Origin of the sequence: Streptomyces sp. NPDC056738 (assembly GCF_042790435.1) — a bacterium.
Taxonomy (GTDB): Bacteria; Actinomycetota; Actinomycetes; order Streptomycetales; family Streptomycetaceae; genus Streptomyces.
In genome coordinates this window covers 699,780-712,985 of sequence record NZ_JBHTZF010000002.1, presented here as the reverse complement: position 1 = coordinate 712,985, position 13,206 = coordinate 699,780, and the positions used below count along the sequence as shown (strand labels likewise).

Sequence of the window (13,206 nt, the reverse complement as noted above, 5' to 3'; positions counted from 1 at the left end):
AAGCGTCAGCCACGTGCGAATTCCAGCAGGTCGGCGTTGAACACCTCGGCGAACTTCGGCACCATCGCCAGGCCGTGGGGAGCACCCGGATACACCTTGTAGACGGCGTCCTTGACGAGTTTGGAGGACTTGTCGCCCGAGGCCACGATGGGGACGATCTGGTCGTCGTCGCCGTGCACGATGAGGGTGGGGACGTCGATCTTCTTGAGGTCCTCGGTGAGGTCGGTCTCGGAGAACGCCTTGACGCAGTCGTAGGCGCCCTTGATGCCTACGGTCATCCCCCAGAGCCAGAACTGGTCCCGTGTCCCCTGGGTGACGGTCGATCCGTCCCTGTTGGCGCCGTAGAAGGGCGCGCTGAGGTCCTGGTAGTACTGCGACCGGTCGGTCTCGACGCCCTTGCGGATCTCGTCGAACACCTCGACCGGCAGACCTTCGGGGTTCTCCGCCGTCTTGAGCATGAGGGGCGGGATCGCGCCGACGAGGACCGCCTTGGCCACCCGGCCGGTGCCGTGCCGGCCGATGTAGCGGGTGACCTCGCCGCCGCCGGTCGAGTGGCCGACCAGGATGACGTCCCGGAGGTCGAGGGCCTCGATGACCGCCGCCAGGTCGTCGGCGTAGGTGTCGAGGTCGTTGCCGTCCCAGGGCTGGTCGGAGCGTCCGCCGCCGCGGCGGTCGTGGGCGACGGCCCGGAAGCCGTTGTCCACCATCACCTTCATCTGGGCGTCCCAGGCGTCCGCGGTCAGCGGCCAGCCGTGCGAGAAGACGACCGGCTGGCCGGATCCCCAGTCCTTGTAGAAGATCTGCGTGCCGTCCTTGGCGGTGGCGAAGGGCATGTACGGGTCCTCTCGAATCTGGTCCGGATCCCGGCGCCTCGCGCGCCGTCGGCGAACTCCTCGGTCCTGCCGGCGGTGCCGCCGACCGCGTACGCCGTCGGGCATCCACACCGTCGGCCTCGCACGCTGTCCGTCCGCGCGACAGGGAGATCGGCAGCGCGAATCGCCCGGAATGAGTACGTTGTCCAGCTCACACTAGCCCAACTGCCACGCGGCGTCGCGGCGGGCGGAGCGCACCTCCACACCTGTGGGCCGGACTGAGCCGTCAGAGCGATCTTGCATCCCATGGCGCGTGCGATCGCGATGGTTTCCGCATCCTCCGGTCACGTCCCGGCGTTGGCGCGGTGTCCCTGTCGATCACCGCATCCGGAGCCAGCGTGCCCGCTCCTCCCGTACCGTCCCCGCCCCCTCGCCTCCTGGCCGAGCGAGTGCGGGACCCCTATCCGTACTTCGCCTGGCTGCGCCGGAACGCGCCCGCTCACGCGGACCGCAGGCCCGGCCGGCCCACGGTGTGGCAGATCTCCCGCCACGCGGACGTACGAGCCCTGTTGACCGACGGGCGACTGAGCAAGGACCCGGACCGGGTACCGGGTTACGTTCCGGGGCCGCCCGGGCTGAACCGGCATCTGGTGCACGCCGATCCTCCGGACCACACCCGTCTGCGGACCCTGGTGAACGCCGCGTTCGTACCCCGCCGCATCGCCCGTCTCGAACCGTTCATCGCGGAAACCGCCGACCGCCTGCTGGACCGGATCGAGCACGACACCCACGTCGACGTGATCGCGGCCTTCGCGGCTCCTCTCACCTTCCGGATGATCTGCGCGATCCTCGGTGTCCCCGCGGAGCTCGACGACGCGGCCACCCGGGACACGCTCATGGCCACGATCGCACCCGATCCGGGCCGGGATCCGGCCCGGGTGGCACGAGAACTGCACGCCCTCCTCGACCGCCTGATCGCCGGAAAACGAACGAGCGGCGAAAGCAGTGGGGTCGACCTGCTGGGCGCTCTCGTGCGGGCCGGCGACGACAGCGGGGTGATGAGCGAGGAGGAGTTGCGCTCGACCGCCTACCTCCTGCTGCTGGTCGGCCACGACACCACCATGAACCTCATCGGCAACGGCACGCTCGCGCTGCTCCGGAACCCGGACCAGGCGGCCCTGCTGACCGGACCGGAAGCCGGCCCCGAGCTCGTCGGCACAGCGGTCGAGGAACTGCTCCGGTACGACTCCCCCGTGCGGGACGCGACCTTCCGGTGTGCCGCCGAACCGATCCGCCTGCACGGCCAGTCGATCGACAGGGGGGGACATCGTCAGCCTGTTGATCGGTTCCGCCAACCGGGACGAGGCCCGCTTCGCGGACGCCGACCGGCTCGATGTGGGCCGGACCCCCAACGACCATCTCGCCTTCGGCCACGGCCCCCATTTCTGCATCGGCGCCGCTCTCGCCCGCCTCGAAGGCGCGGTCGCCTTCCCCCGGTTGCTCGAACGACTGGGCCCGGTCCGGCTCGCCAAGCCCTACGACGAACTCCCCTGGCGTCCGGCCCGGGTCATGCGCGGGCTGGCCGAACTCCCTGTCGTACAGATCTGATCCGCCCCCGTCCTACGGCGCGCGGGCCCGCGTGCCGAACGACCCTCGACCAGGAGCACATCTCATGGACACGAGTGAACCCGTGGTGACGACGGCCGAACCCTGCCCCGGCGTCCTGCTCATCACGCTGAACAGGCCCCACGTCCGCAACGCCGTCGACCGGGCGCTGGCCGACGCCCTGGACACGGCCCTCGCCCGGCTGGAGGCCGAGCCCTCTCTCGGTGTCGGCGTCCTCTCCGGCGCGGGCGGCCACTTCTGTTCGGGGATGGACCTCAAGGCCTTCCCCGACCATGGAGTTCCGCTCGTCGCCGACCGTGGGCTCGGCGGACTGACCCGCGCCCGGATCCGCAAGCCGCTCATCGCCGCCGTGGAGGGCGCGGCCGTCGCGGGCGGCTTCGAACTCGCCCTCGCCTGCGACCTCATCACCGCATCCGACACCGCGTTCTTCGCCCTGCCCGAGGTCGCCCGTGGGCTGATCGCCGCCGAGGGCGGCGCCGTCCGTCTTCCCGGCCGGCTCCCCTACCACGTAGCCATGGAACTGTTGCTGACCGCGGCTCCGCTGCCGGCCGCCGACGCGGCGCGATACGGACTCGTCAACCGGCTCACCCCCGAGGGGGGAGCCCTCGACGCGGCGATCGCCCTGGCCGAACGCGTCCAGGCCCATTCCCGCGACGCCGTCCACGTCACCAAGCGCGTCGTCCAGGACACCCGCGGACTCGACGACCACACCGCTTACGCCGTCCAGGATCCGCTGAGCGCGCCGGTCTTCACCACCCACGCCGCCACCGAGGGAGCGCGGGCGTTCACCGAGAAGCGCCCCCCTGCCTGGAGGCGGTGAGCGACGAGGCGTCCGCCCCCGTCACGTCGCCGGACCGTCCTCCCCCGGTCCGCCGCCCTGGCCGAAGAGGCCGCCGGCCACGACGCCGCGGGTGGAGAAGGTGACGGGTTCGCCCGGCAGGAAGTCGCCGGGCGGGATCCCGGGGTGGTGTCCGTCGTGGGGCGACTGGCGCTGCGAACGGGGCCCGAGGGCCAGGCGGGAGACGATGCGGTAGCGGTCCCCTCGGTAGATCGAGTGGACGTACTCGACCGGCCGGCCCGAGGCGTCCGAGGTGAGGCGCTCGAACAGCAGGGCCGGGGACAGTTCCGGCACGTCGAGCAGGTCCGCCTCGTCACGGGTCAGGACCGTCGGCTCGATCGACTGGAACGCCTCGCTGACCTGGATCCCGTGCCGTTCGCCCAGGTGCTCGTACAGGTCGCCGTTCTCCAGTTCGTCACTGGTCAGGTCGGGCACCAGGCCGGCGGGGACGTGCAGGTACTCGATGGCCATGGGTGAGCCGTCGACGAGGCGGAGCCGGGCCACGTAACGGATGTCCGCGGCCGGGGAGATGCGCAGGCGGCGGCCCACCCGGGCACCGGCGGACACCGTGCTGAACTCCAGGAGCCGGCTGGTCCAGGTGCCCGCGGCCCGGGGCAGGCTGAAGTTCTCCGGGTCGGGGACGAGTTCCTGGGTGATCTTCTCGGCGGCCACGAACATGCCCCGCCCGTGCTCGCGCACCAGGAGTCCGGCGACGACGAGTTGGTCCACGGCCGCGCGCAGGGTCGGCCGTGACACCCCGAGTTGCGCGCAGAGCGTGCGCTCGGACGGGATGGCGTCGCCGGGACGGCGTTCCTCGATGAGTTCGAGGATCGTGTCCCGGACCCTTTCCCGCTTGAGTACCGCGCGGGAGGCGGCGGGATCGATCTCCATGCTTGACCCTCGCTCGTCGTCGGTGCCGGGCAACTGGTATGGCCCCTGACCCTAACTGGTCTGCTGGTCCGGCCTCTTGCTCCCCTTGGCCTTGACTCAACAGTCACGCACATCCGTTCCCTCCGGCCAACTTCCTTCGAACACAAGGGGGTTGACGGACGCATTGGTCTATGCCACTTTTCAGGCGACGTCAACTGGTAAGGCCCAGCGGCCAACTGGTCAAGCACGGCCCGTCTCCACGTGTTCCTGAGCACCCCCACCTCCCGCGGCCGGCGGGAGCCCATCGAAAGGAACCCACATGAGCAACCGCCCCCTGTCAGGCCGCCGTCGCGTGGCCCTCGCCCTGTCGGCCCTGTTGGGCGGCACCGCCCTGGTGGCCGTCCCGATGTCCGTCCCCGCCGCCGCGGCCGGGGGCATCGCCGTCCAGTACCGCACCAGCGCGAGCGGTGCCACCGCCGACCAGAGCGAGCCCTGGTTCAAGGTGCGCAACACCGGCTCCACGACGGTGCAGTTGAGCCAGGTGAGGATCCGTTACTACTTCAAGGCGGACTCGGCGAGCGCCGGCTACCGCTTCGCCTGTTCCTGGGCCGTCAAGGGATGCGCGAACGTCACCGGCACGTTCGGCACCCTGGCCCACCCCACCGCCACCGCGGACCGGTACCTGGAGATCGGCTTCACCTCCACGGCCGGCACGCTGGCACCGGGCGCCGACACCGGTGACATGCAGCTTCGCTTCTACCAGTCGAGCTGGCAGACCCTGAACCAGGCGGACGACTACTCCTTCAACGGCGCCCAGACCTCGTACGCGGACTGGAACAAGGTCACCGCCCAGCTCGCCGGAGCCACCGTGTGGGGCACGGCGCCCGCGGGCAACGACCCCACGGATCCGACCGACCCCACCGACCCGACCGATCCGACCGACCCGCCCGGCGGCGGCAAGGCGCTGTTCGACGACTTCTCCTACGCGTCGTCCACCGACCCCGCGATCTCCGCGCACGGCTGGAACGTCCGCTCCAACTCCGGCGGCCCCGGTGTTCCCGGCGCGACCTGGGACCCGTCCAAGGTGACGTTCCCCGTGGTGTCGGGCAACACGGTGATGAACCTCCAGACGTCGACCTCGGGCACCGCCGAGTCCACCCGGCAGACCGAAGTCGTCTCCAAGAGCATGAAGTTCAAGAACGGCACCTACGCGGCACGGGTGAAGTTTGCCGACGCGCCCGCGTCCGGCCCCGACGGCGACCACCTGGTGCAGACGTTCTTCACCATCAACGACCTCACGGCGCCGATGGCCGACGACTACGCCGAGTACGACTTCGAGTACCTGCCCAACGGCGGCTGGGGCGAGACGGGCAACATCCTGTACACGACGTCCTGGGAGACCTACAACCCCGACCCCTGGCAGGCCGTCAACCAGCACACCGAGGCCCGCCAGAGCTACGCCGGCTGGCACGACCTGGTCCTCACGATCGACAACAGCAGCATCAAGTACTACATCGACGGGCAGCTCTTCGGCACGCATGACGCCCAGTACCTGCCCGAGCGGCCCATGTCGATCAACTTCAACCAGTGGCTGATCGACCTCGCCGGACAGACCTCGACCGGGGCGCGCGCGTACGACGAACAGGTCGACTACGTCCTGCACGTCAAGGACCAGGTCCTCACCCCGGCCCAGGTCGCCGCCAAGGTGAGCGCCTACCGCGGCGCCGGCACCACGTTCGTCGACGAGGTGCCGGCTTCCTGACCCGGCCGGTCCGAGGACCCTGTCGGCGGACGCGGGGGCGTTCGCCGACAGGGACCGGGCGTCGGACCGGAGCGGTCAGTGGTGGTGGCCGGCCCCGTGGCCCAGCTCGGCCAGCACGGCGCGGGCCATGGCCGCCTGACCCGCGGCGTTCGGGTGGGCCGGAGCGGCGGGTGCGGTCGGTCGCAGGGGCTCGATCCAGCGGTCGGCGGGCGCCTTGCACATGTCGTGCCCCACGGTCGGCGCGTACGTGTCCACGAACTCGGCCCGGTTCAGGTACGCCACCGTGCGCAGCATCAGGTTGAGCCGCTTGCCGGTGTCGCGCAGGTACGGGAAGTCCTTCGCGGCGAACGGCACCGTCGGGTAGCAGCCGCTGCCGTCGTCGGGCAGCAGGTCGGGGTAGCCGACGACGACCACGCGGGCGTGCGGCGCCCTGGAATGCACCTCCCGCAGTACCCGGGCGACCTTGGGCGCCGTCTGGAGGATGTTCAGGGTGAGCTGGTCGTAGCCCGCGGCACCGTAGTACTGCTGACAGGGGTTGCCCGCGAGGTCCTTCGAGCTGAGCCCGGCACAGGTGGCGATGATGGGGCCGAAGCCCATGTCGTTGCCGCCGATCTGCACGGTCACCAGATCGGTGTCCCGCTTCACCGCGTCGAGCTGGGGTCCGTTGGTCCCCTGCGCCTTCCACATCTCGTCGGTCTTCGCGCCCGAGCAGCTCACGTCCGTGAACGAGGCGACCTTGCGGGCGGCCGCGGTGATCGAGGGGTAATTGTGGTCGGAGCGCGCGCAGTTCGCGTCGACCTGCTGAGGGATCAGCGGCCCCGACGTGTACGAGTCGCCGAGCGCGACGTAGTTCACGCCGTGCCCCTTGTGCCCTTCGCCCGCCTGGGCGGGGGCTGCCGCCGCGACGCCCGCGACGAGCGCGCAACTGCTCAGCGCGGCCCCCAGCGCCAGGGCGCCCCGCCGCCCTGGAACGGCGTTTTCCGGACGCGTGTGATCGTTCATCGTGCCCCTCCCCTGAAACCGTGACAGCCTGCTGAACGGGTACCGGCGTCTCACGGCGCACGGGATCGCGGCGCCGCGACAGGCCGGACGGCTCCTGCCCGGCAGACCCAACCTGGTCTGTATACCGGCCGGTAGGCCGCCGGAACAGAGTTTGATCGCCCTCCACTTGTCCATTTCTCGTCCGCGGACCGGCCGGTTCGGTCGGTCGCGTGCCGTCTACGGCGTGGCCGCCCGCCGTGCGGACGAGGTGAGGTCGGCGTCCCCGAAGCGGAGGGTGAAGTCGTCGAGGACCAGGCTGAGCAGGGGCGGGCGTCGGCCCAACTCCCCCAGCGGGCTGCCCTCTTGCGTGATCCAGCGGGCGCGGGCCGCGCGAACGGCCGAGCGTGAGCGGACGGAACTGGTCTTCAGCGCGCCGTCGAGGGTCTGCGTGACGCGATAGGTGAGGGGCCAGCGGCCCGGCAGCCGACGGCCGGGGTCGAAGACGGCACCGGCCAGGACACCCTCGTCGGTCGCCGCCGTGGCCACGACGCCCTCGGCCGTCGCCGCACGGCCCCGGACACCCTTGTCCGCCGCCGCGCCGGTCCCGACACCGCGGGTCCCGACACCGCCGGTCCCGACCTCGGCGCTCCCGAGATCGGCCCTCCCGACATGTGCGGTCCCGTCGACGGCCGTCCGGTCGATGGCGGTCCGGTCGATGGCGGTCCGGTCGATGGCGAACTCCGCCAACTCCTTCGGGATTCCCCACAGTTCACGGCCGCCCGTCATCGAGGCGGGGCTGTCGACCCAGATGTCGGTGATGCAGACGCGCGGACGGCCGCCGTCCCGTACGAGCACGGCGCGGAGGAGTTCGTTGTAGTGCAGGACGCTGTCGTTCTCGTAGACGACCCAGGCGGCGCCCACCGCTCCGCGCCCGGCGACGGTGACGGGCCGGGTGCCGTCCGCCACCCGGGGCAGTTCGCGGGCCGGCACCAGCCACAGCGACAGATACATCCGCCCGGCCAGATGCCAGGGTTCCTCGGGGTAGCGCGTCACGGGGTGTCCTTTCCGGTGGGAGGTTCCGCCGGCAGCGCGGCCGGTGCGCCGGCGGGCACGGCGGGGTGCCTCGGGGGGACCGGGCGCACGCGGCGGTAGGGCAGGCCTGGTTCGGGCCGGGGGTCTTCCTCTCCCTGGTTGGGCCACAGGGCGACGGCCCGTTCGGCCAGGGCGGTGATGGTGAGGGAGGGGTTCACGCCGAGGTTCGCCGAGATCGTGGAGCCGTCGATGACGTGCAGGCCCGGATGCCCGTGCAGCCGGTGGTACGGGTCGACCACGCCGGTCTCCGGGGTCTCGCCGACCGCGCATCCGCCGATGAGGTGTCCGGTGGTGGGGATGTCGAACAGATCGGCCCAGGTGCCGCAGGCCTGGCCGCCGATGCGCTCGGCGGCCCGGCGGGCCGCCCGGTGTCCGGCGGGTATCCAGGTCGGGTTGGGGGTGCCCTCGCCGGGCCGGCTGGTCAGCCGCACGCGCCCGGTGGGTCCACGACGGAGGTACGTCGTCACGGAGTTGTCGAGGGACTGCATGACCAGCAGGACGACGGTCTGCTGGGACCAGCGGCGCGGGTTGTGCAGGCCCGGCAGGTTCCGCAGGTTGCGTGCCATCGCGACCAGACCCGTGAGGAGCCGGGACCGTCCGGGGACGGGGTCGACGAGCAGGGCGCCGAGCAGCCCGAGCAGGTTGCTTCCGCGGCCGTACCGGACGGCTTCGACGTGCGTGTTCTCGTCGAGGTGCACGGAGGAGGTGATGGCGACGCCCCGGCTGAAGTCGGTGTCCCGGTCCCTGGCCCTGACGCCGAGGATCGCCTCGGAGTTGGTGCGGGTCAGCAGCCCGAGGCGGGGTGACACCTCGGGCAGGGAGCCGCGCTCGCGCAGCCGGTGCAGCAGCCGCTGCGTCCCGAGGGCGCCGGCCGCGAAGACGACGTGCCGTGCGGTCAGGGTCCGTCGGCGTCGCAGCGGGCCTCCGCCCGTGCGTACCGACGTGACGGCCCAGCCCTCGCCGTCGCGGGTGACGTCCGTGACCGTGCGCAGGGCGAGCACCTCGGCGCCGGCGCGTTCGGCCAGGCCCAGATAGTTCTTGGGCAGGGTGTTCTTCGCGTTGTGGCGGCAGCCCGTCATGCAGGCGCCGCAGTGCAGACAGGCGTTGCGGTCCGGCCCCGCGCCGCCGAAGTAGGGGTCCGCGACGCGGGCGCCGGGCTGTGTGCCGGGCGGCCCGAAATGCACGCCGACCGGCACGGGCTTGAAGGTGTCGGCGCAGCCGAGATCGTCCGCGGTGTCCCTGAGGAGCCGGTCGGCTTCCGTGAGCAGGGGGTTGGGGGTGACGCCCAGCATGCGGCGGGCCCGCGCGTAGTACGGGGCGAGTTCGCCGCGCCAGTCGGTGATGCCGGCCCACGGCGAGCCCTGGAAGAAGGACGCGGGCGGCTCGTAGAGCGTGTTGGCGTACCCGAGGGAGCCGCCGCCGACACCCGCGCCGGTCAGGACGAGGACGTCGCCGAGCAGGGTCATGCGCAGGATGCCGGTGCAGCCGAGGCGGGGGGCGAAGAGGTAGTCGCGCACGTGCCAGGAGGTCCGGGGGAAGTCGGCGTCGGCGAAGCGGCGCCCCGCCTCCAGGATCCCGACCCGGTACCCCTTCTCGGTGAGGCGCAGCGCGGTGACGCTGCCGCCGAATCCGGAGCCGATGACGAGGACGTCGTAGTCGGGTGTGTCCATCAGGGAGCCCGCGGTACGAAGTCGGCGAGGACCGGGCCGACCAGGCGGGCGATGTTCGCCCGGCGGACCTCCGGGTGTTCGCCCGCGAGGCGTACCGGCCCTTCGAAGCCGGGGGTGTGGGCCGCGAGCGCGAGGTGCGGCAGCAGGACGAGCAGCAGCGAGAGAAGGGCGTCGACGTCGGCGCCCTTGCGCAGGTCGCCGGTCTCGACCGCCCGCTCGACCAGGGGGCGCAGACCGGCGAGGTAGAGGTCCTGCACCGGGGCCCGTACGGCGTTGCGGACGGCGGGGTCGAGCTCCATGTTGGTGGCCGCGGTGACCCCTCGTTCCAGCGGATGGCCGGCGAAGTAGTCGAACCACGCCTCCAGCGCGTCGGTGAGGTAGCGGGAGAACTCCGTGGAGCCGTCGTATCCGTCCAGCCAGGGCTCCATGGCGGCGTAGACGCGCAGGGAGGTCTGCTCGGCCACGTAGGCGAACAGGTCGAGCTTGCCCTCGAAGTACTGGAACAGCGAGCCCTTGGCCACGCCGGCCTCACGGGCGATCACATTGAGACTTCCGGTGGAGTAGCCGTGGGTGCCGAACTCGTCCATCGCGGCGACCAGGACCCGTTCGCGCCGCACCGGTGACAGGCGGGTCCAGGTGGAAGTGGGCATGCGTACTCCTGGGTATGACCGGGCGGTCATGTGACCGTCCGGTCATGGTCGGTGCGGTGCGGACGCCCTGTCAACGAGTCCGGCGGAAATGGGACCGCTGGTCAACGGATCGGGGATACAACGGCATTGGGCCGTTCTCGACCCGAACTCTGCTTCGTGTCAAGGTCATTGACACACGGGGCCGCCGGACAGCAGCCTGTGACCACCTGGTCATGTGACCGGGTGGTCATGGGGGCGGTCACACGAGGGGGCGGGCATGGACAGGGTGTGCGTGATCGGGGCGGGCTCGTCCGGGATCGCCGCCTGCCAGGTGCTGGCGGCGCGCGGGATCCCGTACGACTGCTACGAGACCGGGTCGGAGGTCGGCGGCAACTGGCGCTATCTGAACGACAACGGGATGTCGTCCGCGTACCGCTCGCTGCACATCAACACCTCGCGCCAGATCATGGAGTACGCGAGCTTCCCCATGCCGGAGGACTGTCCGGTCTACCCCGGCCACTTCCACATCGCCCGGTACTTCGACAGCTTCGTGGACCATTTCGGGCTGCGGCCGTCCATCGCCTTCCGCACCGAGGTGGCGCGCGTGGAACCGCTGCCCGACGGCACGTGGAGTGTCACCGCGCGCCACGTGGACACCGGCGAGACCGCCGAACGGGTCTACGGGGCCGTCCTGGTCGCCAACGGACACCACTGGAAGGCCCGTTGGCCTCGGCCGTCGCTTCCGGGAGCCGAGGAGTTCACCGGCACGCAGATCCACTCGCACGACTACAGGACCCCCGCGCCCTTCGCCGGCAAGCGTGTCCTCGTCCTCGGCATCGGCAACTCGGCCTGCGACATCGCGGTCGAGACCTCGCGGGTCTCCCGCGGCACGGTCCTCGCCATGCGCCGCGGCGCGCACATCCTGCCCAAGTACCTCTTCGGCGTGCCCACCGACCATCTCACCGGCTCCTGGCTGGCCCGGGCCCCCTTGTCCGTGCAGGCACAGGGTCTGCGGCTCATGCTGCGGCTCAGCCGGGGCCGGCTGAAGGACTACGGGCTGCCGACGCCCCGGCACGGCGTGCTGGCCGCCCATCCCACCATCTCCGACGACCTGCTCTCGCGCCTCGGTCACGGCGACCTCACCGTGAAGCCCGCTCCCGTACGACTGGCCGGCGACCGGGTGACGTTCGAGGACGGGAGCACGGAGGTGATCGACGCGATCGTGTACTGCACCGGCTACGACATCGCGTTCCCGTTCCTCGGTGACGACGTGATCGATCCGTCCGACAACGACATCGCGCTCTACCACCGCGTGGTCGCGCCGGACCGTCCCGGCCTCTACTTCATCGGGCTGGTCCAGCCGCTCGGCGCGATCATGCCGCTCGCGGAGGCACAGTCCCACTGGGTGGCCGACCTGCTGGAGGACCGGTGCGCGCTGCCCGGGCCCGAGCGGATGCGCCAGGAGACCGGCGCGTACCGCGAGAGGCTGGCGCGCCGCTACGTCGCCTCGACCCGGCACACCATCCAGGTGGACGCGCAGGCCTACCTCCGCGAGCTGCGGAGAGAACGCCGCAGGGGCGCGGCCCGAGCCCGCAGGAGTGCGGCCGGCCGCTGACGGTCCCGCCCCGGACGACCCTCGATCTCTGCACGCGTGACCCAGATCACGCGCCCGAAGTGCATAGTGACGCGCCCGCCAGCGTCTTTCCCCAGGTGTACGAGCCGGCAAGTGCGGGGACGGGTGCGGATGGGACAGGCAAGAGCCGAGGGGACAGGCGGGTTCGACGGGTTCGTCGCGGCCCGTTGGTCGGCGTTGTTCCACCTCGCCCGCCTGCTCTGCGCGGGTGACCGGCACCGCGCCGAGGATCTGCTCCAGGAGGCCTTGGTCAAACTGTGGTTCGCCTGGCCGAAGGTGGCCGACGAGGCACCCGAGGCCTACGTACGCAAGGTCATGGCGCGCGCCGCCGCCCGCTCCGCACGGCGGCGGTGGTGGGGCGAGCGCCCCGTGGAGACGCTGCCCGATCTCGCGCACACCGGCGACGAGTCCGCGGCCGTCGTGGAACGCTCGCGCCTCGAAGCGGCGCTGGCCCAACTGCCGCCCCGGCAGCGGGCGGCCGTGGTGCTGCGCTACTACCAGGATCTGCCCGAGAAACAGGTCGCGGAGGTCTTGGGCTGTCCGCTCGGCACCGCCCGTTCCCACGCGTCACGGGGTGTGGCGCGGCTGCGCCAACTCCTGGCGGATGTCATCGAGCCGGTGGGGTGAAGGAAAGAATGGACCACTTCGAGCGGGAGTTGGCGCGGATGATGCGCGACGCCCAGGAACACACCCCTTTCGAGCCCGCACAGCAGAACAGCCTCCGCGACGGCGTCCGCGTCCGCCGCCGGATCCGCGCGGCGCAGCGGGCCGCGAGCTGCGTCCTGGCCGCCGCCGGGATCAGCGTCGGACTGTTCCTGCTGCCGCACGCCCCGGACCGCGACCGCCCCCTGGGTCCCGTGCCGCGGCCCACCGACACCCCCACCACCCCGTACGTCACCCCGACGCCGACCCCGCCGCCGAGCGGGACGACGACACCCACCGAGTCGGCCACCGGCACGGCCGAGACCACCACCGGGACCTCCGGCCCTCCGGAGACCCCCACGTCGACGGAGAGTTCGACGTCGGTGGCCTCCGACGCCGGGGGCAGGGGCACGGCCACGACCAGCGCGCCCGCCACAGAGACGGCGACCCCGAGGAACACCCCGACGTCCTCGCCTCCCGCCTCGAACCCCGAACCCTCGTCGGTCGAGGTGAGCAGCACCGGGTAGCCCGGCACGGCCTCCGCGGGCGGCGCCGCCGTCCGCACCCGGCATCCCCATCCGCCCCATCCGCCCCATCCGCACGATCCGCACTCCGTCAGCGCGGTCCGGCCGTGAGCGTCTTCGGCCTGCC

At 71.5% G+C, this 13,206-nt stretch carries 12 protein-coding genes; 6 read left to right on the top strand and 6 right to left on the bottom strand.

What is annotated here, in order from left to right; translation table 11 throughout:
- Positions 1-5: 5 nt before the first annotated feature.
- Positions 6-833: an alpha/beta fold hydrolase gene (locus tag ACFRIC_RS06825; RefSeq protein ID WP_382780475.1), complete on the bottom strand. Its 828-nt coding sequence runs from the start codon at positions 831-833 to the stop codon at positions 6-8.
- A 1,254-nt stretch (positions 834-2,087) separates the two neighbouring features.
- Between ACFRIC_RS06825 and ACFRIC_RS06820 the strand changes: the two genes are divergently transcribed.
- Together ACFRIC_RS06820 and ACFRIC_RS06815 are read left to right on the top strand one after the other, a co-directional pair.
- Entirely contained in the window at positions 2,088-2,420 is a 333-nt protein-coding gene (locus ACFRIC_RS06820) for a cytochrome P450 (RefSeq protein WP_382780472.1), read from the top strand.
- Between the two features lie 64 nt (positions 2,421-2,484).
- Positions 2,485-3,258 (top strand): crotonase/enoyl-CoA hydratase family protein, encoded by a 774-nt coding sequence (locus ACFRIC_RS06815; RefSeq protein WP_382780470.1) that lies wholly within the window; start codon positions 2,485-2,487, stop codon positions 3,256-3,258.
- 21 nt (positions 3,259-3,279) lie between these two features.
- Here ACFRIC_RS06815 and ACFRIC_RS06810 read toward each other — a convergent pair whose 3' ends face one another.
- Positions 3,280-4,167, bottom strand: coding sequence for a GntR family transcriptional regulator (locus ACFRIC_RS06810; RefSeq protein ID WP_382780467.1), 888 nt, complete (start codon positions 4,165-4,167; stop codon positions 3,280-3,282).
- A 298-nt stretch (positions 4,168-4,465) separates the two neighbouring features.
- On the opposite strand from ACFRIC_RS06810, the gene ACFRIC_RS06805 reads away from it, so the two are divergent.
- Positions 4,466-5,908, top strand: a complete 1,443-nt coding sequence (locus tag ACFRIC_RS06805) for a cellulose binding domain-containing protein (protein WP_382780464.1) — start codon at positions 4,466-4,468, stop codon at positions 5,906-5,908.
- 75 nt (positions 5,909-5,983) lie between these two features.
- Here the strand turns inward: ACFRIC_RS06805 and ACFRIC_RS06800 are convergent, their stop codons facing one another.
- The 4 genes from ACFRIC_RS06800 to ACFRIC_RS06785 all read right to left on the bottom strand — a co-directional run bounded on the left by ACFRIC_RS06800 (position 5,984) and on the right by ACFRIC_RS06785 (position 10,301).
- Positions 5,984-6,910, bottom strand: coding sequence for an SGNH/GDSL hydrolase family protein (locus ACFRIC_RS06800; protein WP_382780461.1), 927 nt, complete (start codon positions 6,908-6,910; stop codon positions 5,984-5,986).
- 216 nt (positions 6,911-7,126) lie between these two features.
- Positions 7,127-7,942: an acetoacetate decarboxylase family protein gene (locus ACFRIC_RS06795; protein WP_382780458.1), complete on the bottom strand. Its 816-nt coding sequence runs from the start codon at positions 7,940-7,942 to the stop codon at positions 7,127-7,129.
- On the bottom strand, positions 7,939-9,651 hold the full coding sequence (locus ACFRIC_RS06790; protein ID WP_382780456.1) for a GMC oxidoreductase: 1,713 nt from the start codon (positions 9,649-9,651) through the stop codon (positions 7,939-7,941). The genes ACFRIC_RS06795 and ACFRIC_RS06790 overlap by 4 nt, the downstream gene beginning before the upstream one ends.
- Complete coding sequence (locus ACFRIC_RS06785) at positions 9,651-10,301, bottom strand: TetR/AcrR family transcriptional regulator (RefSeq protein WP_382780453.1); 651 nt, start codon at positions 10,299-10,301, stop codon at positions 9,651-9,653. The genes ACFRIC_RS06790 and ACFRIC_RS06785 overlap by 1 nt, the downstream gene beginning before the upstream one ends.
- 256 nt (positions 10,302-10,557) lie before the next feature.
- On the opposite strand from ACFRIC_RS06785, the gene ACFRIC_RS06780 reads away from it, so the two are divergent.
- From ACFRIC_RS06780 to ACFRIC_RS06770, 3 genes are all read left to right on the top strand, one after another.
- Complete coding sequence (locus ACFRIC_RS06780; RefSeq protein WP_382780450.1) at positions 10,558-11,895, top strand: flavin-containing monooxygenase; 1,338 nt, start codon at positions 10,558-10,560, stop codon at positions 11,893-11,895.
- A 129-nt stretch (positions 11,896-12,024) separates the two neighbouring features.
- Complete coding sequence (locus ACFRIC_RS06775) at positions 12,025-12,540, top strand: SigE family RNA polymerase sigma factor (RefSeq protein WP_382780448.1); 516 nt, start codon at positions 12,025-12,027, stop codon at positions 12,538-12,540.
- A gap of 8 nt (positions 12,541-12,548) precedes the next feature.
- Entirely contained in the window at positions 12,549-13,082 is a 534-nt protein-coding gene (locus tag ACFRIC_RS06770; RefSeq protein ID WP_382780446.1) for a hypothetical protein, read from the top strand.
- The last annotated feature ends 124 nt before the right edge of the window (positions 13,083-13,206 follow it).